The sequence below is a fragment of the Methylocystis parvus genome, from assembly GCF_049675845.1.
Classification (GTDB): Bacteria; Pseudomonadota; Alphaproteobacteria; order Rhizobiales; family Beijerinckiaceae; genus Methylocystis; species Methylocystis parvus_A.
The window spans coordinates 86039-105036 of record NZ_CP187161.1; the positions used below are offsets into that span (position 1 = coordinate 86039).

Here is an 18998-nt window from a genome sequence, read left to right on the forward strand (position 1 = left end):
CTCATCTTTCCGTGAGTTCACTCGGCGGCGGCGGCGAGATTCCACTCGCTGAGCGCCGCCGTGAACTCGGCAAGGCTCGCATCGATGCGTTCGATGTTTTGCTCGCGGAGGAATTTCTCTTCATTTTTTGTCAGGGCGCCCTCGATCACAGCCCAATGCTTGTCGGAGGAGCGCTTCATGATCTGCCGCGCGAAGCTGCGTTCCAGCTGGTTGGCGAAGCGGCAGCCGAGGAAGAGGAAGCTACGCCCCTTGCGGATTGACTGGACGCAGTCCGGAATGGGCGTCTGAATGTCGATCTCTGTCAGCACTTCGACATAGTCGGAATCGGAGACGATGAAGTTCGACGCCGGCCAGACGGCGCCGAGCGGCTCATAGACGAGCGTTTTCCACCCAAGGCTCTCTTCCGGCGCTTCGGCCGGTGCTTTGGCGCCGGAACCATCCCGAATGAATTCCTTCGTCGGCACGACGGAGCCGTCCGGCCGGAACCAGTTCACCCAATCCCCGAAATGTTCGCTTTGCGTCACGCCTTGAACAAGGCCCCAGTCCTTGCGCGAGGCGAAAGCCTTGACGACGAGATTGTCATACCAGGCGTGGACGACGAGCGGCAGCTGCGACTGCGTAGCGAGCCACTCGTGGAAGGAGCTGGGGGGGCAATCGATTGCATACGCTTTCGCCATCAAGCAGGTCAGCGTCTTACGATGCTTGAAGTTCTCGATATACTGAGACGCCGCCGTCAGGTTGTTCCGGATCTTGTGCGGCACGGTTGCGCCCGCGACAAGTTCCTGAACGAGCTTTTCTGGAAGCGACGGCGGCGCAGCCTCGCCCGGAAGGCCGGTGACTCCCGGCCCGAGATAGGGAACGACGTCGCCTTGACGAAAGGCCGATGCGATTTCACCAATCATTTTCTCATTCCTTTCGCCAAGGGCAAACGCGGCTGCTCACTGAAGAACAGACGCCTTCAGCGACGCGATTTCATCTGGCGTGATACGGAACACGCCGCGGCCCCCGGTGAGCGCCTGAAAGGCGTTGCCGGCCTTGTCCGAAAGCTTGGTGAACCATTGCTGCGGCGTGAGGCTCGTCGGACGCTCCTGAATCTCCAGAACCGAACCGTCATTGTTGAATCGGACATGGATGAGAACTGTGTCGGTCATTTTTGTCTCCTTTGTCGGGTCAGAAGCCGGAATTGAAGCCCAGCAATTCAACTGTTACATTTTCGGCGCCGAGCATGGCTTGACAGGCGAGACGCGATTTCGAACCGACCCCGACAATCGTGTCGAGTTTCTCGTTTTCGGCGCGCGTCGTCTTGGAAAGGCTTTTTTTGCCTTCGGTGACGAAGACATGGCATTGGCCGCATTTCGCCTCGCCACCGCATTTGCTCACGATCGCCTCGCCGGCGGCGAGAATGGCGTCGAGCAGGCGGCTGCCCGTCGTCGCCTCAACCGTCTTTCCGGAAGGCATGATGGTGACTGTCGGCATTTTCATTCTCCTTTGGCTGGATTGGCCGAGCGGCCGTCAGAGGTAAATCGCGGTTCCGGCGCCGACATTGATCGAAGCGTCCTTCATCGTACCGACGACGAAGGCGATCTGCTCTTCTGTCAGATGCGCGTGGAAGGGCAGGGCGACCGCGCGATCGGCGACTTTCTCTGTCACGAACAGATCGCCGCGGCGGTAGCCGAGATCGAAATAGTGCCGCTGCAAGTGCAGCGGCGTCGAATAACCTGTCGCTTCGATCTTCTCCTGGCGAAGGTCGTCAACGATCGCGTCGCGGCTCGAACGGGAGAAGCGCGTGCCGAGATGAACGACGTAAAGGAACCAGTGAACCTGATCGACGTCGGGCGCGATATAGGGGTCCTTGATGCCCTCGAAGGATCGAACATATTCGAGGAACCATCTTTCGACGCGCTTGCGGCGGGCGAGGAGAAGTTCCAGCCTGCGCAATTGCGCGAGACCCAGCGCTGCGGCGATGTCGCTCAAGGTTGCCTGCAGCGGCGTCCAGGCGCCGAGCACGACGGAGGAGCGCTCCTCGACCTTGCGGCTGCGCAATCGCCGCAGCATCGAGGCGGTGTCGTCATTGTCGGTGACGATCATGCCGCCCTCGCCGCAGACGAGCGCGCCCGGCTGCGAGAAGTCGAAAATCGAACAATCCCCGAAGCTGCCGACAAGCTTGCCCTTGTAAACGGACCCGATCGCCTCGGTGGAATCTTCGATCAGCGCGACATTATGTTCGCTCGCGAGCGCGCGAAACGCTTCCCACGGGGCCGGATGCCCATTGGTGTTGGCTGAGATGATGGCCCGGCACTTCTCGGTGACGGCCTTGCGCGCTTTTTCCGGGTCCAGCGTGCCGGCCCAGTAGTCGATATCCGCAAAGACCGGCTTTGCGCCGGCGAGCGCGATTGCGTGCGCGGTCTCGCGGAAGGAATAGGCGGAGGTCACGACTTCGTCGCCCGGGGCAATCCCCAGCGCGCGCAGGACGAGCAACATGGCGATTGTGCCGCTCGACGTCGCGATGGCGTGCTTGCGTCCAAGATAGCGCGCAAATTCCTCCTCGAAGGCTTCAACCGCCTCGCCCTGAGAGAGGCGCTGGCCCTGAAGAATCTCGATCACTGATTCAAGATCGGTCTGCACCAGGTCCGGATCGTTCAGCGGCAGGAGGGTTGTCTTCATGCTGCGCCTCCATTTGGAGCGAGCGCGACGCCCGTCGCGCATGTCGGATCCTGGGTGATCTTCCAGCAGTGGTCGCGTCCGTCGACGAGATAGAGCGAGCACTTCTCGTAAATGCGGAACGGCGTTTCGTCCCGCATGTCGATCGCGTCGCAACGCGTCACCATCAGCCCCGGCGCAAGTTGGCGAAGGGCCACAAGCGTCTGCGAATTGGCGTCGGCCGTCGCCAGCGCCGTGTCGATTTGCGAAACCTGCGCGGGGGCGAGGGTCATGTCACTCTCCGGCGATCTTCTTGGCTTCGACCGTGATCGGCAAAGACGTTCCGGCCGCCATTTCGGGAAGTTGCAGCACCCAGCCATTGGCGAGAGTCACCGAACCGCCCCACATGTCGGGGTTTTGAACCGACACGATCGGTTCTTCGAGATCCTTCTTGGGAACATAGGCCGAAAGGATTCCTTCAGAGTCTCTGCGGATCATGACTTTCACGTTGCGCCTCTTTTGTTGTCCGGTTTCGGTAGGGAATATTCACGCGGGCTCGATCTCGTCTTCGAGACAGCCGATGACGAGTTGAGGCGAGAACTCGACGAGATAGACGGCGGTCTCCGTTTCAACATGCATGCCAACATTGACGATCTCGCCGGTGTCGCCGCTCTTCACGAGCAATTCGTCGTCGGCGCGATCGGGATAGGAGCCGTCATTGACGAGATCTGTCGTCGCGCGTACACGCATGCCCCAGTCGAATTTCGCCGGTCCGCTCATTATTCGTCCTCCTCGTCGGCGAGATTGACCATCTCCAGCTCTCTCCGCTTCATGCCGACGCGGTTACCGGTCGAGTCGAATTCGACGCCGTAAATGTAGAATTGCTGGAGAAAGGTGCCGATGTTGACGACGTATCCTTCCTCGCCCTTTTTCACGAGGATCTCGCCAATGTCCTTGCCCGGGAACGTTCCGTCATTGCGGACGGTCCGCTTCGCGCGCACCCTGTCGCCGTAATCGAAATAGGGCGGCCCATCGAGTTCGACGTGATCGCTGTCTCGGCTGATATTGGTCATGGATCGCTCCGCGTCTGTGCGACAATGACGTTGGTAGGCGGCTCTTTGCCCGCATCCCTGAAACGGTCGCGCGCGCATTCCCGTACGAGCGGATCTTCGTCAGCGACGAGCGGGCCGATAATTTCGACATTTGCTCGTTGGGCGATTTCGTAGCGAATGCGCCAATCCGCGTCCTTTATGAGCGCTTTGAGATCGACAGAATCGAGACGCTTTGCCGCTTCGAGGCGTACAATCGGATCGCTGTCCTTGGCGAGACGCATCAGCGCCGCGTGTTCGATCCGGCTCGCGACAATGCGGCGCACGCCGGGATCAGGGTCGTTGATCATCAGGACGAGAAGGTCTGGCGACAGCTTCCTGGCGACGGCCTGCCTCACCGCGTAGTCCTCGTCCTGCATCATCGGCAGGAGGTCGGCGCCTTCCAGTCTTCCAGCGATGCGGATGCGGACTTCACGATGCGCATCGGCGCGAAGACGCAGAATGTAACGCCTTGGAAGCCGGCGCGCGGCGCTCCAGCGAACCGCTTCTTCTGGATCGTCCAGCATTGCAGGGAGCAGGAAGATTTCGGCGGCCTTGGCGGCGCAGGCGCGCACCTCGAAATAGTCATGCGCGACATAGTCGCGGGCGAGGTCCGGGTTCCAGTCGAAGAAGCGGTCGATGCGGCGGGCGTAGCGATCATGCACGCAGGCGCGCAGGGGCTTGCATTTCTCTTCGGCCAAGCGATCCCGATGCGCGCAGGCCGCACAGTCGACCGCATTGCCCTGCCAGTCGATGGCTTCGTCAATATCCTCAGTCGACATCTTCGTCTTGCCCCCTGCGTTCGAGAACGCCGAGCAGGACCTTCGCGCCGATCTTGTCGGCGGGATCGAGCTGGAGGAGCTTGTCGATCGCCTGTGCGCTTGCGTCGTAATCGCCTAGGCGCATGTTCAGATAGGCGTAGCCCTTCAGCGAGAACATGAAGAAGCGCGGTAGCACGGCGTCGAAATCGCCGAAGGCGGCGTCGTCAGGAGCCACGTCGCGCCAGTCGAGCGGCAGCGCATTGTCGATGGCCGCGCGCGTGAGGCATGTCTCGGCGACGCTGAGGCACTCTTCGAGCCGGCCCTTGTAAAAAAAGAAGCGGTAAAGACCGATGAGCGTGGCGGGATGGGTCGGCGCCAGTAGCCGCGCCTCCATCAGATAGCGCAGCGCCACTTCTTCATGTTCGTATGACAAGGCCGCGGCGTGCAGAAGGCGCTCGGCCTCCTCGGGGAGGCCCTCTCCGAGGATGACGGAGGCAAGGAAATCCTGCTCCGCCGCCACGCCATTCTGCACTGCCGCGTCACGCGCCATGTCACATTCTCACGCTGTTTCCTCGAAGGCGGGCGCTTCGGTCGTCGATTTGCAACCGCAGCCGGTCGCCTTGGGGTCGATGAAGACGAAGCCGGTGGACGTCGCCGTCTCCTTGAAATCGATCGTCACGCCGTCGAGCAGCAGGCGGCTCTGCGCGGGCAGGAACAGCTTGAACTGCGGATGCGTGTAGACTTGCTCGCCTTCCTTCGGCGCGGGCTGGACGGAGAACTCCGCCGACATGCCCGAGCAGCCGCCCGGCGAGACGTAAAGGCTGAGGCCGTAGCCCGGCCCGCCGTCGAAAGTGACGATGCGGCGGATGAACTTTTCGGCGGCGGGGGTGAAGTCGATTTTCATTTAGGCGCCCGCCTGATAGCGAGGATAGGACGTGTCGATGATGCAGGTGTTGTCGACCGGGCACACCGCGACGCATTGCGGGATGTCGAAGTGGCCGATGCACTCGGTGCACTTCTTCGGATTGATCACGAAGGTGCCATTCTTCTCCGAGATGGCGACGTTCGGGCATTCCGCCTCGCAGGCGGAGCAGGACGTGCATTGGGAGGCGACAATCTTGTAAGCCATGGTTCAGCTCCTTTGCTTGGCTTGTTTTCGACGCAGGCGCCCTCCGACGAGCGCTCGCGCCGATATTCTGGAAGCGTGCGGCTGGGTGACGCGCCCGGTCGCTCGCGCGCTAAGCGTCCACGGCGACGAAGGCGCCCTGACGGATGTCGGCGTCGCCGCGCGTGACATGCGCAATCTCGCCGTTCTTCACCTTGGCGAGATAGTCCTTGAAGTAGGCGATCGCCGACTGTTCGATGAACTCGTAGGCATATTGATCGACGGGATCGATGCCCGCCTTGATCAGATCGTCCTTCGGACAATGACCGATCTTCGCGACGAAGACCGCGGTGCAGTCGTTGATCGCGCGGATGACCGTCTCGAGCGCGTCATCTTCGCCATAGCCGCCCTGGCAGTAGAGATCGACGCGGCGGTGGCCGACGAATTTCGCGCCTTCGCTGGAAAGCTCGTAGATCTGGAACTCCGTCGCATGGCCGAAATGCTCGTTGATGCGACCCGAGCCCTTGGTCGCGACGGCGACGAGGATCTTGAGATCGGCGTTCTCGCCGGCGAGCGTCTCGATCTCGGCGTTACGGGCGGCGACTTTCGCCAGACGCTCTTCCTCGACCTTCTCCTGATAGGCCTGTCGCGAGGAGAGGTCGTAATTGACCTCCATCTCCATGATCTTGTCGGTCGTGAACTCCGCGCTGCGGTCCTCGCCAAGCAGGCCCACCGCGTCGGCGCGACATTGGCGGCAATGGCGCATCATGTTCATCTCGCCTTCGCAGCTGTCCTGCAGCGCCTTCAACTCCTGCGCGGAGGGGCCGCGCTGGCCGTTGAGGCCGAAGACCGTGCCGTGCTCTGGCGACGAGATGAGCGGCATGATGTTGTGCAGGAACGCGCCCCGCGATTTCACTTCGCGGTTCACCTTCACGAGATGATCGTCGTTGATCCCGGGGATCATGACCGAGTTCACCTTGCAGAGGATGCCGTTCGCCGTCAGCATCTCGAGACCCTGCAACTGACGATCGGTGAGGATCTTCGCGGCCTCCTTGCCTGTGACGCGCTTGTGCTTCCAGAACACCCACGGATAGATTTCCGCGCCGATGTCCGGGTCCGTCATGTTGATGGTGATCGTGACGTGATCGACGTTGAATTTCTTGATCGTCTCGACATGGTCGGGCAGCGCGAGGCCGTTGGTCGAGAGGCAGAGCTTGATGTCGGGCGCGGCCTCGGAGATCAGCTCGAATGTCTTGAATGTCTTGGCCGGATTGGCGAGCGGGTCGCCCGGCCCGGCGATGCCGAGAACCGTCATCTGCGGAATGGCGGAAGCGACGGCGAGAACTTTCTTCGCGGCTTGCTCAGGCGTCAGTTTCTCGGAAACGACGCCGGGCCGCGATTCATTGGCGCAATCATATTTGCGGTTACAATAATTGCACTGGATGTTGCAGGCCGGCGCGACGGCGACATGCATGCGCGCATAGTGATGATGCGCTTCCTCGCTGTAGCAGGGATGGTTCTTGACCTTCTCCCAGATCTCCGCGGGCATGTCGCCTTCGCCTGCGCCTGATCCGCAACTCGCTTTGCCGCTGCCGCCGGTCGTGCCGCATCCCTTGTGCTCGGCGATCTTCTGCATGATGTCGTCGAGCTGCGGCGACGCCGGTTCAGCCTCATAAGCATCGAAGGAGCGAGAGTCGTCCATTGCATCAACCTCTCAGGCTTATTGTTGGACCCCGCGAGAAGGGTGTCTGGAACAATTCCAATGTCGGCCGCCGACGTTGGCGGTTGGACCGCAACAAGCGTGCCATGGACAAGAAAGTTGCGTAACCGACGGATTATATGGACGAAATGACGCTTGGTTTTCAGCGGAGAGACGCCTGGCCCGTTGTCGCAAAGCCGTCGGAGATATGTCCGCAAGGCGACATTCGCCGAAGTTGATTTTCGGCGCTTTCGAGCGGCGCCGAGCGATGCGGCGCCAAATCTAAAATCGCGGCATTTCCTTTGTTCTTATAAGAATTCCAAGGTGCCCGAGGGCTTGCGCAATCGCCTGAACTCCCGTGAGTTTCCGGCGATTTTCCGCGTCTGGCGCGTCACTTGCATTCTTCCTTGCAAAGTAACGCCTGCATGAGGCTCCCAAATGGGTCTTGAACTCGGCGGCTCCGTTAGCGCCCCGCCACCTCGCGCGGTGGTTTCCGGCGAAACCGCGCTTGTCGGTATCTACGAAATCTCGAAACTTCTCGCGTCGGCCAATCGGCTTGAAAATGTCCTCGCGGGCGTGCTGACGCTGCTGTCGAGTTTCCTCGACATGCGCCACGGACTCATCGCGCTGCTCGACGCAAAAGGGGCGCCTGAAGTGGTCGTCGGCTCCGGGTGGAGCGAAGGCGCCGCGAAGGCGTTCTTCGATCGCCTGCCCGAGCGCGCGGTTGGTCAAATCGTCGCGACGAAAATGCCGGTCGTCATCGAGGACGTCGCCGCGTCTCCCTTGTTTGAAGGCGTCGATCTCTCCGGCTGGGGAACGCAGGACGGTCAGTCTTTCTCCATGATTGGCGTGCCGATCAAGGATGGCGACAATGTCGTAGGGACGTTGACCGTCGATCGCGCGCTCAATCATCGCTCGTCGATGCTGTTCGATCACGACGTGCGCTTCCTGACGATGATCGCCAATCTTGTCGGTCAGACGCTTCGTCTGCACAAGCTCATCGCGCGAGATCGTGAACGGCTGATGCAGGAAAGCGCCTGGCGAGAGAAGGCGGCTGTTCCGCCCGAAGTGAAGGCGGATGGTCTGAAAGGCATTGTCGGCGACAGTCCCGCCGTCCGCGCGGTGGTCGAAAAGATCCGCATCGTCGCCAAGGCGAAATCGACCGTTCTCCTGCGCGGCGAGTCGGGCACCGGCAAGGAACTCTTCGCCGCGGCCATTCACGATCAGTCGCCCCGCCGCAACAAACCCTTTGTGAAGCTGAACTGTGCGGCGCTCCCCGAGAGCGTGCTGGAGTCCGAGCTCTTCGGCCACGAGCGCGGCGCCTTCACCGGCGCGGCCAATCTGCGCAAGGGACGCTTCGAGCTTGCCGATGGCGGCACGCTGTTTCTCGACGAGATCGGCGAGATCACGCCGGCCTTTCAGGCGAAACTTCTCCGCGTCCTGCAGGAGGGCGAATTCGAACGCGTTGGCGGTACGCGCACATTGAAAGTTGACGTGCGCCTCGTCTGCGCGACGAACCGCAATCTCGAGGAGGCTGTGCAGCGGGGCGAGTTTCGCGCGGATCTCTATTACCGCATCAGCGTCGTGCCGATTTTCCTGCCGCCGCTGCGCGATCGCAAGGGCGACCTCGAAATGCTCGCCAATGAATTCCTGCGCCGCTTCAATTCGGAGCAGGGCGGCAAGCTCAGGCTTTCCGAATCCGCCATGGTCGTGCTGAACGAATGCGGCTTCCCCGGCAACATACGCGAACTGGAGAACTGCATCTATCGCACGGCGACGCTCGCTCATGGCGACGTCATCGTCGACAAGGACTTCTCCTGCCGCAAGGATGGCTGCCTCTCGTCAATTCTCTGGAGCGGCTCCTCCTCGAAATGGCCGGCGGGCACGACGCCCCTTCCGATCGTCGCGCCGCAAGCGCCGCGCGCGCCGGCGCCGGTCGAGCCCGTCTCGACGGCCCCGCCGCCAAACGTTGGCGAAGCCTGTCCAGGCGCGGAGAACTGCACGGTCATCGAGAAGGACCCGCGCACCGACTATGAAAAGCTGGTCGACGCCATGGAGCGCGCGGGATGGGTCAAGGCCAAGGCCGCGCGGCTTTTGGGACTGACTCCGAGGCAGATCGGTTACGCGCTCCAGAAGCACGGCATCGAGGTGAAGAAGTTCTAGCGGCCGGCGCAAGGCTTCCGCCCGCTCAGCCCAGGATGACCGCAAAGCGCGCCGCTCTACATTCCTGTGATGGATTGCCTGAAAGGAGCGCTTCATGGAAAGTTCGGTTTACAAGGTCGTGGAGCTCGTCGGCACGTCGCCTGACACCATCGAGGACGCGATTGCAACTGCGATACAGCGGGCGGGACTGACCCTGCGCAATCTTCAATGGTTCGAGGTGGTCCAGATCCGGGGGCGCATCGACAAGGGCAATGTCGAAAAATATCAGGTGACGATAAAGGTGGGCTTCACGCACGATCGCGAGGAAGAGTAGGGCGGTTGGAGGCTCGCTGGCCGAGCCTCCGTCCTGATGAACTCAGTGCCCCCGGCTCTTGCCGTCGCCCGGTCCGATATTCGTCCAGAAGCGGGCTCCCGCGGCGATGATTTCCTGAGTGTCGGAAAGCATCCGGCGCGCGTCCTCCGTCGCCATCTCCATGTGTTTTACGGTCCAGTTCTGGAAGATATGGGCGGTGTCCGTCAGGGACTTGGCAGAGGTCAGCTTGTTGGCGAAATCCGCCGCCATGTTCGCCTCGGTCTGGATGCGGTCGAGCCATTTGCGGTTGGAGTCCTGCACGCGATCCCAGAACTGGGCCTGTGCGCCGGCGAAATCCTCGAGCCGCTGGCGTCCCTCCGCCATGAACTCCGACGTCCGCTGTCCTGCTCCTTGGCGCTCCTCTTGCTGGGTCATTCTATTTTCCCTTGCTGAGTTGATGGCCAGCCGCCCCGGCAGTGCCATATAGGTCGCATCTCTTCCGCGGGCCGCCCCGAAGGGACGGGTTTCTTTCGGCTTGCGGGAGGTTTTCCGGCGCCTGCGCACTCGACAAGGGTCCAGGACTCCTGTATGGGAAGCGGCCTCAACTAAAACAGCGTTCCGAAACGCTCGTCGGCCGAAAGGCTAAAGACGAAACGGCAGGAGTTTACAATGAACATTATCGAGCAGCTCGAGGCCGAGCAGGCCGCCAGGCTCGTCGAGGGCAAGAAGATCCCCGACTTCCGTCCCGGTGACACCGTCATCGTGAACGTCAAGGTGAAGGAAGGCGACCGCTCGCGCGTCCAGGCCTATGAAGGCGTCGTGATCGCGCGCAATGGCGGCGGCCTCAATGAGAGCTTCACCGTCCGCAAGATTTCCTACGGCGAGGGCGTCGAGCGCGTCTTCCCGATCCATGGCCCGCTGATCGACTCGATCAAGCTGGTCCGCCGCGGCAAGGTCCGCCGCGCCAAGCTCTATTATCTGCGCGATCGCCGCGGCAAGTCGGCCCGTATCGCCGAGCGCGTGGACAACAAGCCCAAGGCGGCGTCGGGCGAATAATCGCCGGCTCAACCGCGTGTTTCGACCGCCCGGCTCCGAAAGGTCCGGGCGGTTTTGTTTTGGCCCATCCGCGAGGCTGACATGGCGTCCGAGATTCGCCCTTTCGAAGAAATCCGCATGCTTTTCGCGAGCCTGCCGGGGCCGAGCGAGGCGGCCGTCGCCGCCGTGCGGGCTCGCGATGCGCAGCTCACCAAGCCGCCGGGGGCGCTGGGGCGTCTCGAGGAGATCGTCGAATGGCTCGCGGCCTGGCAGGGCGTTCCGCAGCCAGCCGTCGCGCGGCCGCTCGTCGCGGTCTATGCCGGCAATCACGGTGTCGTGGCGCAGGGGGTTTCCGCCTTTCCCGCAAGCGTGACCGAGCAGATGGTGCAGAACTTCATGAGCGGCGGCGCCGCCATCAACCAGATCTGCAAGACGCACAATATCGGCCTCAAGGTCTATGAGCTGGCGCTGGAGCGCCCCACGCAGGACTTCACGCAAGGCCCGGCCATGGACGAGCGCGAGGCTGCCGCGACTTTCGCCTATGGATTCGAGGCGATCGAGGGCGGGATCGACCTGCTGGCGCCGGGCGAGATGGGCATCGGCAACACGACGAGCGCCGCCGTCATCTATGCGGCGCTTTATGGCGGCCCCGCCGCCCGCTGGACGGGGCGGGGGACGGGGGTCGACGACGCCGGGCTCGCCCGCAAGAACGCCGCGATCGACGCGGCGTTGGCGTTGCACGGCCCGCATCTTTCCGATCCGCTGGAAATCATGCGGCGCCTCGGCGGACGCGAGATCGCGGCCATGATGGGCGCGATCACGGCGGCGCGGCTTAACCGCGTGCCGGTGGTGCTCGACGGCTTCGTGGTCTGCGCCGCGGCGGCGCTGCTTCACGCGATCACGCCGGACGCCGTCGCACATTGCATCGCCGGCCATGTCTCGGCCGAAGGGGCGCATGGGGAGGTTCTGGCGCGCTTGAGCAAAAAGCCGCTGCTCGATCTTGGGATGCGATTGGGCGAAGGCTCGGGCGCTGGACTGGCGATCGCCATCATCAAGACCGCTCTTGCCTGCCACCGCGATATGGCGACATTCGAGAGCGCCGGGGTCAGCGGCAAATCCTGAGAGGGGCCGCTAAACACCCCGTCACACCCGCCTGTCAACGCTCCGTAAGTCGCATGGGAGCCAATCTGTATGAATCCGGACCTGTTGTCGGCCAATGTTTCGACGGTCCTCATGGCGCTGTCGGGCGGCGCGCTGCTCGCCCATTTGACGCAGATCGCCGGTCCGCATCGCTTTCTGCACGGAATCTTCGCGGCGACCGCCACGGGTCTCGTCTATCTTTTCGGCGAGAGGATTTTGGGTTGGCGCTTCGCGCCGGGCTGGGCGTTATGCGGCGCCTATTTGCTGCTCTTCATCGCGGTCGCTCTCGCTTACCGGCGGCGTGGCGACAAGGAAGAAGAGGGCTTTCCCTGGAAGGCGCTTCTCGTTCAACCCGCTGCGTTGGCCTATATCTTCGCGCCCGCCAGCGTCTGGCGACCGGCCCTGTCCCTGGTTCTCACCGTTTATTTCCTTTTCGATCTCTTCGGCTGGCTCAAGGGTCGGGAGGAAGTCGCAGAGTCGCCTGGGCCGAAGGATCACCGCCCGCCGCTCTTTCCGCCCAAGCGCATACGCGGCTTGAGAGAATTCGCCGCCGCCGCCGCCGCTGCGGCGCTGGTCTATGTGTTCGCGATGGGCGTGGGCCGCACGCCGGTTGCCCCAGCGGTCGAGGAGCAGGCGAGCGCCGAGCAGGCGGAGCCTGCCGCGACCGGAAGCGAGAGCGCCGAAGCGCCTGCGGAGACGGAAGAGAGCAAGTCCACGGAGCCTGTCCAGGACGCGAACGCCGGCGCGGCGGACGACACATACGTGGCTAAGAGCGGCGAGACGCTGAAGTCGATCGCCCGGAAGGTCTACGGCCAGGCGAAGATGCTGGCCACGCTCGCGGCCGCCAATCCCGGGATCAAGCCAGGGTTGAAACTAAAGGCGGGGCAGGTCGTCAAGCTGCCGGCCAAGCCTCAGAAATAAAGGCTCAAGCAGGGATGATGGTCTCCCGCTCGGTCAGCAAAAAATCCAGTCGCTGATCGTGCGGCTCGGTCGGGACGTGGTCCGCTTCCTGGCAGGAATAGGCGACGCCGATCGCGGTGACGCGTTTCTTCGGGCGCAGCTCGGCGAGCGTTGCGTCGTATATGCCGCCGCCATAGCCGAGGCGATAGCCCTTGCGGTCGAAGGCGGCGAGCGGGGAAAAGATGATGTCCGGGTCGCGCGCCGTCTTGTCGTCGGCCGGTTCGGAGAGGCCGTAGGGCCCCTTCACCAGATCGTCGCCGGGCGTAAAGTCCCGAAAGACGAGGGGGTGCTTGATCTTGTGCATCACGGGCAGCACGACGCGATAGCCCCTGGCCGCAAGCGCGTCGATCAGCGGGCGCGTATTGAGTTCGCTGCGGATGGGCCAATAGACCGAAACGACAGGCGCTTCGAGGCCGGCTTTCTCCGCGAGCTCCGCGACCAATGCGACCCCGCCTCGCGCGATGGCCTCGGCGGCGGCGTGCGCTTCGTCATGGCTCACGAGATCGCGGCGCGCCAGCGAATGCCGGCGCAGTTCGGTTTTCACATCGGTCATCGAGAAGCGGGCCGGGATGTAGAAGCGGATGAGTGAAAGCGCGGGCCACGTGAGCCGTGGGACATCGATCCCGGGAACCTACAACGTAGGTGGGCGCCGTGTGACCGAGCCCACGGGCAAGGCCAGGGACAGCTCCCTTAGAGATCGATAAGGCCCCGGGGAATAAAGTCCTGCACGCACCCCGCAGCGCCGCATTTCTAATCTAGCGTGGCGCGGTCGCCCGCGCCAGCCCGGTCAGGCGTATTCCAGCGTGGTCTCTTCCGCCGGGGCCTCGACGTCCTGCATGACCGGCAGGCGCTTGATGCGGCTCATTGTGAAAAGACCGAAAGGCGCCAGCAGGCGACGCTCGACGAGCTGCATGTCGGCGCGCTGGTCGATCCAGTCGCCGATGATCGACCAGGGGAATTGCGGGCGCCAGCCGAGCCGCGGCGCGACATGGCGATCTAGCCAGGTGTCAAGGACCGCGAGCGGGTCGTCCTTGCGGCTCACATGGTTGACGAGAACGATCTCGCCGCCCGGGCGCACGACGCGGGCCAGTTCGTCCAGCATGGCCTCCGGCTCCGGCACGACGGTCAGCACGAAGGGGGCGCAGACACAGGCGAAGGAAGCGTCCGCAAAGGCCATTCGCGTTGCGTCCATCTTGTAGAGGCCGGCGACATGGCGCAGGTTTTCGCGCTCGACGCGCTGGGCGGCGCGGCGCAGCATGGGTTCCGAGAGGTCGACTCCGTAAACCTGTGTGTTCGGCTCGAACATGGGGAGTTCAAGGCCCGTGCCGACGCCGACGTCGAGAATCGGGCCGTCGGCCTTGGAGGCGGCCGCCGTCAGCGCCCGCCGGCCCGGCTTGAAGACCGCCGTGAAGGTCAGGTCGTAAATCGGGGCCCAGCGCGCATAGGCCGCCTCGACGTCGCAGTTATCCAGCGACTCGGTTTCGCGGCTGTAATCTGTCGCTTCGCTCATTTCGGCGCCCCTCGCGCGGTTGCGGCGCGCGGCGTCGGCGCCATGACTGAAATGTTTTTTCTCACCGGCTCGACGGCGGAAATGAAACCCCCGCCGAGCACCCGCGCCGTATCGTCGGCGCGGTCGTAGAACACACAGGCCTGGCCCGGCGACACGCCGAACTCTCCAGCCGCGAACACGACGTTCGCCTCCTTGCCATCGAGGGCGATGAGGCGGGCGGGCACGGGCGGGCGGGTCGAACGGACGCGGGCCATAATATCGATCCCCTGCGGCGGCAGTTCACTGAACGCGCCAGGGCCGATCCAGTTCACATCGCGCAGCGCGAGGGCGCGCGTTTCAAGAGCCTCGCGTGGGCCGACCACGACCTGCGCTTTGGCAGCGTCGAGCCGCACGACGAAAAGCGGCTGCGCGTCGCGGCCCGCGACTGCGGCGCCGAGGCCCAGACCGCGGCGCTGGCCGATTGTATAATGCACGACACCCGCATGGCGACCGAGCACGCGCCCATCGACATGGACGATGTCGCCAGGCACCACGGCCTCCGGCGCGAGGCGCTGGACCACGTCGGTATATTTGCCGCTGGGGACGAAGCAGATGTCCTGGCTGTCCGGCTTGTCCGCGACCTCGAGCGAGAAGCGGCGGGCCATCTCGCGCACTTCGGCCTTGGTGTAGTCGCCGAGCGGGAAGCGCAGCATCTTGAGCTGCTCGCGGGTCGTCGCGAACAGGAAATAGCTCTGGTCGCGCGAGGCGTCCTTGGCCCGGTAGAGGGCGCGGCCGCCCTGGCCGTCGTCGCGCGAGGAAATATAGTGGCCGGTCGCGAGAATATGCGCGCCGAGGTCCTTCGCCGTCTCGAACAGGTCGGCGAATTTGATGAACTGGTTGCAGGCGATGCAGGGGACCGGCGTCTCGCCGCTGGCGTAGGAGGCGGCGAATTCGTCGATCACCTTCTCCTGGAAGCGGCGTTCATAATCGAGCACGAAATGCGGGATGCCGAGACGCGCCGCCACGGCGCGGGCGTCCTGAATGTCCTGGCCGGCGCAGCAGGCGCCCTTGCGATGGGTCGCCTCGCCATGGTCGTAAAGCTGGAGCGTGACGCCGACGACGTCGTAGCCCTGCTCCTTCAGCAGGGCGGCCACGACGCTCGAATCCACCCCGCCGGACATGGCGACGACCACGCGCGTTTCCCCCGGGGACGCCGGCAGGTTCGGCAGTTCATCCACAGGGATGGTGCAATGCGTCATTTCAGGGAGGATACGCCTTCGAGTGACACGGGCCGCGGTGACGCGGGCCGGCCCCCGCGCGCGGGGCGGGAACTGCCGGCCACTGACATTTAGAGCATTACCTATCCGTGAGGCAATCGCATCTGCGAGATCGCCCGCCATAACCGCGTCATATTGTTCCCAGGCCCCATGGCTGCTAAGACGCCCGCGAGCAGTAGCGGGGTGTGGGGACCAGTCCATGGCGGCGATGAAACTTCTGGCGGGCAACTCGAACCGGGCGCTCGCGGAGGCCATAGCGGCGCATCTGAACATTCCGCTGTGCCGGGCGCATGTCCGGCGCTTCGCCGATCAGGAAATCTGGGTCGAGGTGCTCGAAAACGTCCGCGGGCAGGACGCTTTCGTGATCCAGTCGACCTCCTTCCCGGCGAACGACCATCTGATGGAGCTGCTGATCATGATCGACGCGCTGCGCCGCGCGTCGGCCCGCCGCATCACGGCGGTGATTCCCTATTTCGGCTACGCCCGGCAGGACCGCAAGCAGGGGCCGCGCACGCCGATCTCGGCCAAGCTCGTCTCCAATCTCATCACCCGCGCCGGCGCCGACCGCGTGCTGACGGTCGATCTGCACGCCGGCCAGGTTCAGGGCTTCTTCGATATTCCGACCGACAATCTCTTCGCCGCGCCGGTCATGGTCGCCGACATCAAGGCCCACCGGCTGTTGAAGAACGTCATGGTCGTCTCGCCGGACGTCGGCGGCGTGGTGCGCGCCCGCGCGCTCGCCAAGCGCATCGACGCCCCGCTCGCCATCGTCGACAAGCGTCGCGAGCGCGCCGGCGAATCCGAGGTGATGAACATCATCGGCGACGTGCGCGGCCATAACTGCATCCTCGTCGACGACATCGTCGATTCGGGCGGCACGCTCTGCAATGCGGCGGAGGCGCTGCTCGCCGCCGGCGCGGAATCGGTTCACGCCTACATCACCCATGGCGTGCTCTCGGGCGCGGCCTGCGAGCGCATCGCGGCCTCGAAGCTCAAGGAGCTCGTCATCACCGACACGATCCGCGAGACGGACGGCGTGACGGCGGCTCACAATATTCGCGTGATTCCCATCGGCCCGCTTATCGGCGAAGCGATCGCCCGCACCGCGCGCGAGGAGAGCGTGTCGAGTCTGTTCGATTGATGAGCGCAAGCGACAACGCGCCGTCTTTCTGGGACCTTCACGGCCTCCAGCTCCAAAGCCTGTCGCCCGCCGAATGGGAAGCCTATTACCCGCGCATGGCGGGCTTCCTGACCGACGTCGACGCCTCGATCCGCGACGGCGCGATCGAGCGGCTGTGCATGGCTGTATTCTGGGCGGAGCGGATGAGCGGCGGCGGATCTTCGGCGACCGAAGGCGCGTCGCTCGCGCGCCTCGATTGGCTGCTGGGCGAGATCGAAGCGGCGGCGGCCAAGCATGTCGATGTGAAGGACGCCTTCCTCGACCATATGCGCTATCACGGCGACGGCGAACCTTTCGCGGGGCCGGTCACTGAACGCTTTCGCGCATGGCTGAAAGTCGAAAGCGATCCGGACCTGCAGGAGAAGCTGCGCGGCGCCATCGTGCTCCATGAGCCGGAAGGCGACGCGGAGGCGGATATTGCGCATCTGATCGCCTTGCTGGACGATACGTCGGATTATGTCCGCGCCTGCGCGGCGCATCGGCTCGGTGAGCGCATCGGCGAATGCAACGATGAACTCTTCGCCTTTATCGGCGCGAAGGATATCGAGCGGCCGGGCGTCGCCGGGCCTTTCTGGTCGGCCTGCAAGTTCATGGAAGGCGAGGGGCCGGACGCGGCGGAATGGATGTTGAACATCCTGGCAAACCGCAACGGTCCTGAGCCCGAGCATCTGCCCTTCAACGGCGTCGATTTTCACTTGCATGAGATTTGCGACGGCTCGCCCGAATCCGTCGAGATGATGCTGCGCCTCGGCCACAAGGCGCTGGCCGCGCAAACCGCGACGGAGCGCAGGGGCGTCGTTCCCGGCATGGAGACGATCCTGCGCCGGCTTGGCGACGATCCGGAACCGGAGATCGCCAAGTACGCGGTCCTGCATCTCGCTTTCTATTACGCCGTTCTGCATCCGCGCGCGGGCGAATTCGGCGTCGCGTCGGAGCCAGACTGGGACTCGCGAGTCGCTCTCTTCCGAATCGACATGGTCGTGGGCGCGCACACGGGCGCTTCATACGTGCTCTATGCGAAGGATGCGGACGGACTCTCGGAAAAAGATTCCTGGGCGCTCGTCGACAGACTCGTTTCGCCTGAACGGCGCGGCGCTTTGGAGCCGCATGATCTGTCCTTCGACGACGTCGCCGAGCCTTATCGCCTTGGCTCGGAACTGCTCTACAAATTCGCCAACGCCAGCGTGGAGTTCTGGGGAGACCCCGACACGCAGCGTTGGAAGCGCATCGAGATCATGACCTGGGGCGCGCGGGCCTGAGAGGCGTCAACCCGCCTGCGCGGCGCGCGGCGGCATGGCGTATTTCTGCACGCTGCCGTCCACGAAGAAGACTTTCTTGAGCAGGAAGACGGCGCGCAAATTCGCCTTGTCCTCCGAGACCAGGCGCTTGCTTCTGCCGTCGAGCTTGCGCGCGTCGACATGCTGATCCCAATGCAGCGCGCCGCCTTCCGAGATGAGCGCGCTCACCGAGATCGTCGAACTGTAAATGCCGTTGTCCTGAGGGTCGGTGAGCTTCACCACGCCCTCGAAGGCGCGGATGGGCTTGCCGGCGAGGTTTTCGAAATTCAGGGACAGCGTCACGCGCTCGCCGTCGTCGGGACTCTGGCTGACTTCGCGATCGAGCAGGGCGAAGGCGAGCGGCGCCGGTTGCTCGGGGATTTCGGCTTTCGCGGCGACGGTGGGCTTTTCCGTAGCGTCGGCTTTCAAAGAGTCCGGCCGCGCTTCTGGCTTCGGCGCGTCGGCTTTCGCGAGTTCCGGCTTGGCCGGCGGCATCGGGATATCGGCGGGCGGTCTCAAGTCCGAATCCTTCGCCTCGACCGCCCTTGATTCCGCCGGCTTCGAGGTCGCCTCGCCCTTGAGCAACCGCGCGAGCCCGGCCTTGTCGGCGGTCTTCACGCGCGGGGCGTCGGCGCTCTTCGGCTCGGCGGCCTGCTTGGTCGCCGGCGCCTTGTTGTCGGAGCCGATCAACGAGGCAAGGTTCAGGTGAGGCGCGTCGCCCTTCTTGCCGAGAAAAAAGCCCGCGCCGCCCGCGCAGGCGACGCCGACAGCGAGAAGGAGGGCGGTGGAGGGGAGTTTGGACGGCGCGCTCTTTGCGCTTCTGGCCGGGCGCGAGGCACCCCGTGAGGATTGGGACTTCTTCTTCGCCACGCCGCTCTCCGAATCCATCGAC

25 protein-coding genes and 1 other RNA gene are annotated in these 18998 nt (G+C 63.7%); 7 read left to right on the forward strand and 19 right to left on the reverse strand.

Annotated elements, in window-relative coordinates; all coding sequences use genetic code 11:
• Positions 1-17: 17 nt before the first annotated feature.
• From ACPFMJ_RS00540 to nifB, 13 genes are all read right to left on the reverse strand, one after another.
• Positions 18-902, reverse strand: coding sequence for an SIR2 family NAD-dependent protein deacylase (locus tag ACPFMJ_RS00540; RefSeq protein ID WP_424361963.1), 885 nt, complete (start codon positions 900-902; stop codon positions 18-20).
• Positions 903-938: 36 nt separating this feature from the next.
• Positions 939-1151, reverse strand: a complete 213-nt coding sequence (locus ACPFMJ_RS00545) for a hypothetical protein (protein WP_424361964.1) — start codon at positions 1149-1151, stop codon at positions 939-941.
• 19 nt (positions 1152-1170) lie between these two features.
• Complete coding sequence (locus ACPFMJ_RS00550; RefSeq protein WP_424361965.1) at positions 1171-1476, reverse strand: 2Fe-2S iron-sulfur cluster-binding protein; 306 nt, start codon at positions 1474-1476, stop codon at positions 1171-1173.
• 36 nt (positions 1477-1512) lie between these two features.
• The gene (locus tag ACPFMJ_RS00555; RefSeq protein WP_424361966.1) at positions 1513-2664 is read right to left on the reverse strand and encodes a DegT/DnrJ/EryC1/StrS family aminotransferase; all 1152 of its coding nucleotides are present in this window, start codon (positions 2662-2664) and stop codon (positions 1513-1515) included.
• On the reverse strand, positions 2661-2933 hold the full coding sequence (locus ACPFMJ_RS00560; protein WP_424361967.1) for a hypothetical protein: 273 nt from the start codon (positions 2931-2933) through the stop codon (positions 2661-2663). Before ACPFMJ_RS00560 ends, ACPFMJ_RS00555 begins: the two co-directional genes overlap by 4 nt.
• Position 2934: 1 nt before the next feature.
• Positions 2935-3138 (reverse strand): putative nitrogen fixation protein NifT, encoded by a 204-nt coding sequence (nifT, locus tag ACPFMJ_RS00565; protein WP_424363936.1) that lies wholly within the window; start codon positions 3136-3138, stop codon positions 2935-2937.
• 48 nt (positions 3139-3186) lie between these two features.
• Positions 3187-3420, reverse strand: coding sequence for a nitrogen fixation protein NifZ (locus ACPFMJ_RS00570; protein ID WP_424361968.1), 234 nt, complete (start codon positions 3418-3420; stop codon positions 3187-3189).
• Positions 3420-3713 carry a nitrogen fixation protein NifZ gene (locus ACPFMJ_RS00575; RefSeq protein ID WP_424361969.1) on the reverse strand — a complete coding sequence of 98 codons (294 nt, stop codon included), beginning with the start codon at positions 3711-3713 and terminating at the stop codon, positions 3420-3422. The genes ACPFMJ_RS00570 and ACPFMJ_RS00575 overlap by 1 nt, the downstream gene beginning before the upstream one ends.
• Entirely contained in the window at positions 3710-4510 is an 801-nt protein-coding gene (locus ACPFMJ_RS00580) for a 4Fe4S-binding leucine-rich repeat protein (protein ID WP_424361970.1), read from the reverse strand. The genes ACPFMJ_RS00575 and ACPFMJ_RS00580 overlap by 4 nt, the downstream gene beginning before the upstream one ends.
• Positions 4500-5039 carry a hypothetical protein gene (locus ACPFMJ_RS00585; protein WP_424361971.1) on the reverse strand — a complete coding sequence of 180 codons (540 nt, stop codon included), beginning with the start codon at positions 5037-5039 and terminating at the stop codon, positions 4500-4502. The genes ACPFMJ_RS00580 and ACPFMJ_RS00585 overlap by 11 nt, the downstream gene beginning before the upstream one ends.
• Before the next feature lie 9 nt (positions 5040-5048).
• A complete protein-coding gene (locus ACPFMJ_RS00590; protein ID WP_424361972.1) occupies positions 5049-5393 on the reverse strand; it encodes a HesB/IscA family protein in 345 nt (114 codons plus the stop codon).
• Complete coding sequence (locus tag ACPFMJ_RS00595) at positions 5394-5618, reverse strand: 4Fe-4S dicluster domain-containing protein (RefSeq protein ID WP_424361973.1); 225 nt, start codon at positions 5616-5618, stop codon at positions 5394-5396.
• Between the two features lie 109 nt (positions 5619-5727).
• Positions 5728-7296, reverse strand: coding sequence for a nitrogenase cofactor biosynthesis protein NifB (nifB, locus tag ACPFMJ_RS00600; RefSeq protein WP_424361974.1), 1569 nt, complete (start codon positions 7294-7296; stop codon positions 5728-5730).
• Between the two features lie 435 nt (positions 7297-7731).
• Between nifB and nifA the strand changes: the two genes are divergently transcribed.
• Entirely contained in the window at positions 7732-9456 is a 1725-nt protein-coding gene (nifA, locus tag ACPFMJ_RS00605; RefSeq protein WP_424361975.1) for a nif-specific transcriptional activator NifA, read from the forward strand.
• 94 nt (positions 9457-9550) lie between these two features.
• A complete protein-coding gene (locus ACPFMJ_RS00610) occupies positions 9551-9769 on the forward strand; it encodes a dodecin (RefSeq protein WP_424361976.1) in 219 nt (72 codons plus the stop codon).
• Positions 9770-9811: 42 nt separating this feature from the next.
• Here ACPFMJ_RS00610 and ACPFMJ_RS00615 read toward each other — a convergent pair whose 3' ends face one another.
• Positions 9812-10183, reverse strand: coding sequence for a hypothetical protein (locus ACPFMJ_RS00615; protein ID WP_424361977.1), 372 nt, complete (start codon positions 10181-10183; stop codon positions 9812-9814).
• 234 nt (positions 10184-10417) lie between these two features.
• On the opposite strand from ACPFMJ_RS00615, the gene rplS reads away from it, so the two are divergent.
• The 3 genes from rplS (at position 10418) to ACPFMJ_RS00630 (ending at position 12844) form a co-directional block, all read left to right on the forward strand.
• Complete coding sequence (rplS, locus tag ACPFMJ_RS00620) at positions 10418-10804, forward strand: 50S ribosomal protein L19 (protein ID WP_424361978.1); 387 nt, start codon at positions 10418-10420, stop codon at positions 10802-10804.
• Positions 10805-10885: 81 nt separating this feature from the next.
• Positions 10886-11905: a nicotinate-nucleotide--dimethylbenzimidazole phosphoribosyltransferase gene (gene cobT / locus ACPFMJ_RS00625; protein ID WP_424361979.1), complete on the forward strand. Its 1020-nt coding sequence runs from the start codon at positions 10886-10888 to the stop codon at positions 11903-11905.
• A gap of 69 nt (positions 11906-11974) precedes the next feature.
• Positions 11975-12844, forward strand: a complete 870-nt coding sequence (locus tag ACPFMJ_RS00630) for a LysM peptidoglycan-binding domain-containing protein (protein WP_424361980.1) — start codon at positions 11975-11977, stop codon at positions 12842-12844.
• A 4-nt stretch (positions 12845-12848) separates the two neighbouring features.
• Here ACPFMJ_RS00630 and ACPFMJ_RS00635 read toward each other — a convergent pair whose 3' ends face one another.
• The 4 genes from ACPFMJ_RS00635 to mnmA form a co-directional block, all read right to left on the reverse strand.
• Positions 12849-13436 (reverse strand): 5-formyltetrahydrofolate cyclo-ligase, encoded by a 588-nt coding sequence (locus ACPFMJ_RS00635; RefSeq protein ID WP_424361981.1) that lies wholly within the window; start codon positions 13434-13436, stop codon positions 12849-12851.
• Between the two features lie 39 nt (positions 13437-13475).
• Positions 13476-13629: non-coding RNA, 6S RNA (gene ssrS / locus ACPFMJ_RS00640), on the reverse strand.
• Positions 13630-13670: 41 nt separating this feature from the next.
• Positions 13671-14393, reverse strand: a complete 723-nt coding sequence (locus tag ACPFMJ_RS00645; RefSeq protein WP_424361982.1) for a class I SAM-dependent methyltransferase — start codon at positions 14391-14393, stop codon at positions 13671-13673.
• Positions 14390-15631: a tRNA 2-thiouridine(34) synthase MnmA gene (gene mnmA, locus ACPFMJ_RS00650; protein ID WP_424361983.1), complete on the reverse strand. Its 1242-nt coding sequence runs from the start codon at positions 15629-15631 to the stop codon at positions 14390-14392. The genes ACPFMJ_RS00645 and mnmA overlap by 4 nt, the downstream gene beginning before the upstream one ends.
• 226 nt (positions 15632-15857) lie before the next feature.
• On the opposite strand from mnmA, the gene ACPFMJ_RS00655 reads away from it, so the two are divergent.
• Positions 15858-16790 (forward strand): ribose-phosphate pyrophosphokinase, encoded by a 933-nt coding sequence (locus tag ACPFMJ_RS00655; RefSeq protein ID WP_424363760.1) that lies wholly within the window; start codon positions 15858-15860, stop codon positions 16788-16790.
• Positions 16790-18088, forward strand: a complete 1299-nt coding sequence (locus ACPFMJ_RS00660) for a hypothetical protein (RefSeq protein WP_424361984.1) — start codon at positions 16790-16792, stop codon at positions 18086-18088. Before ACPFMJ_RS00655 ends, ACPFMJ_RS00660 begins: the two co-directional genes overlap by 1 nt.
• Positions 18089-18094: 6 nt before the next feature.
• On the opposite strand, the gene ACPFMJ_RS00665 is transcribed toward ACPFMJ_RS00660, so the two are convergent.
• Complete coding sequence (locus tag ACPFMJ_RS00665; protein ID WP_424361985.1) at positions 18095-18976, reverse strand: hypothetical protein; 882 nt, start codon at positions 18974-18976, stop codon at positions 18095-18097.
• Positions 18977-18998: the final 22 nt, after the last annotated feature.

Excerpts from the sequence above, each read along its gene's own strand:
- ACPFMJ_RS00660 (WP_424361984.1), top strand. The coding sequence starts at position 16,790 with ATGAGCGCAAGCGACAACGCGCCGTCTTTCTGGGACCTTCACGGCCTC.
- ACPFMJ_RS00545 (WP_424361964.1), bottom strand. The coding sequence starts at position 1,151 with ATGACCGACACAGTTCTCATCCATGTCCGATTCAACAATGACGGTTCG.
- mnmA (WP_424361983.1), bottom strand. The coding sequence starts at position 15,631 with ATGACGCATTGCACCATCCCTGTGGATGAACTGCCGAACCTGCCGGCG.
- ACPFMJ_RS00610 (WP_424361976.1), top strand. The coding sequence starts at position 9,551 with ATGGAAAGTTCGGTTTACAAGGTCGTGGAGCTCGTCGGCACGTCGCCT.
- ACPFMJ_RS00615 (WP_424361977.1), bottom strand. The coding sequence starts at position 10,183 with ATGACCCAGCAAGAGGAGCGCCAAGGAGCAGGACAGCGGACGTCGGAG.
- ACPFMJ_RS00655 (WP_424363760.1), top strand. The coding sequence starts at position 15,858 with ATGAAACTTCTGGCGGGCAACTCGAACCGGGCGCTCGCGGAGGCCATA.
- ACPFMJ_RS00575 (WP_424361969.1), bottom strand. The coding sequence starts at position 3,713 with ATGACCAATATCAGCCGAGACAGCGATCACGTCGAACTCGATGGGCCG.
- ACPFMJ_RS00580 (WP_424361970.1), bottom strand. The coding sequence starts at position 4,510 with ATGTCGACTGAGGATATTGACGAAGCCATCGACTGGCAGGGCAATGCG.
- ACPFMJ_RS00570 (WP_424361968.1), bottom strand. The coding sequence starts at position 3,420 with ATGAGCGGACCGGCGAAATTCGACTGGGGCATGCGTGTACGCGCGACG.
- cobT (WP_424361979.1), top strand. The coding sequence starts at position 10,886 with ATGGCGTCCGAGATTCGCCCTTTCGAAGAAATCCGCATGCTTTTCGCG.
- rplS (WP_424361978.1), top strand. The coding sequence starts at position 10,418 with ATGAACATTATCGAGCAGCTCGAGGCCGAGCAGGCCGCCAGGCTCGTC.
- ACPFMJ_RS00595 (WP_424361973.1), bottom strand. The coding sequence starts at position 5,618 with ATGGCTTACAAGATTGTCGCCTCCCAATGCACGTCCTGCTCCGCCTGC.
- ACPFMJ_RS00635 (WP_424361981.1), bottom strand. The coding sequence starts at position 13,436 with ATGACCGATGTGAAAACCGAACTGCGCCGGCATTCGCTGGCGCGCCGC.
- nifA (WP_424361975.1), top strand. The coding sequence starts at position 7,732 with ATGGGTCTTGAACTCGGCGGCTCCGTTAGCGCCCCGCCACCTCGCGCG.
- ACPFMJ_RS00560 (WP_424361967.1), bottom strand. The coding sequence starts at position 2,933 with ATGACCCTCGCCCCCGCGCAGGTTTCGCAAATCGACACGGCGCTGGCG.
- ACPFMJ_RS00590 (WP_424361972.1), bottom strand. The coding sequence starts at position 5,393 with ATGAAAATCGACTTCACCCCCGCCGCCGAAAAGTTCATCCGCCGCATC.
- ACPFMJ_RS00540 (WP_424361963.1), bottom strand. The coding sequence starts at position 902 with ATGATTGGTGAAATCGCATCGGCCTTTCGTCAAGGCGACGTCGTTCCC.
- nifB (WP_424361974.1), bottom strand. The coding sequence starts at position 7,296 with ATGGACGACTCTCGCTCCTTCGATGCTTATGAGGCTGAACCGGCGTCG.
- ACPFMJ_RS00585 (WP_424361971.1), bottom strand. The coding sequence starts at position 5,039 with ATGGCGCGTGACGCGGCAGTGCAGAATGGCGTGGCGGCGGAGCAGGAT.
- ACPFMJ_RS00630 (WP_424361980.1), top strand. The coding sequence starts at position 11,975 with ATGAATCCGGACCTGTTGTCGGCCAATGTTTCGACGGTCCTCATGGCG.
- ACPFMJ_RS00555 (WP_424361966.1), bottom strand. The coding sequence starts at position 2,664 with ATGAAGACAACCCTCCTGCCGCTGAACGATCCGGACCTGGTGCAGACC.
- ACPFMJ_RS00550 (WP_424361965.1), bottom strand. The coding sequence starts at position 1,476 with ATGCCGACAGTCACCATCATGCCTTCCGGAAAGACGGTTGAGGCGACG.
- ACPFMJ_RS00645 (WP_424361982.1), bottom strand. The coding sequence starts at position 14,393 with ATGAGCGAAGCGACAGATTACAGCCGCGAAACCGAGTCGCTGGATAAC.
- nifT (WP_424363936.1), bottom strand. The coding sequence starts at position 3,138 with ATGATCCGCAGAGACTCTGAAGGAATCCTTTCGGCCTATGTTCCCAAG.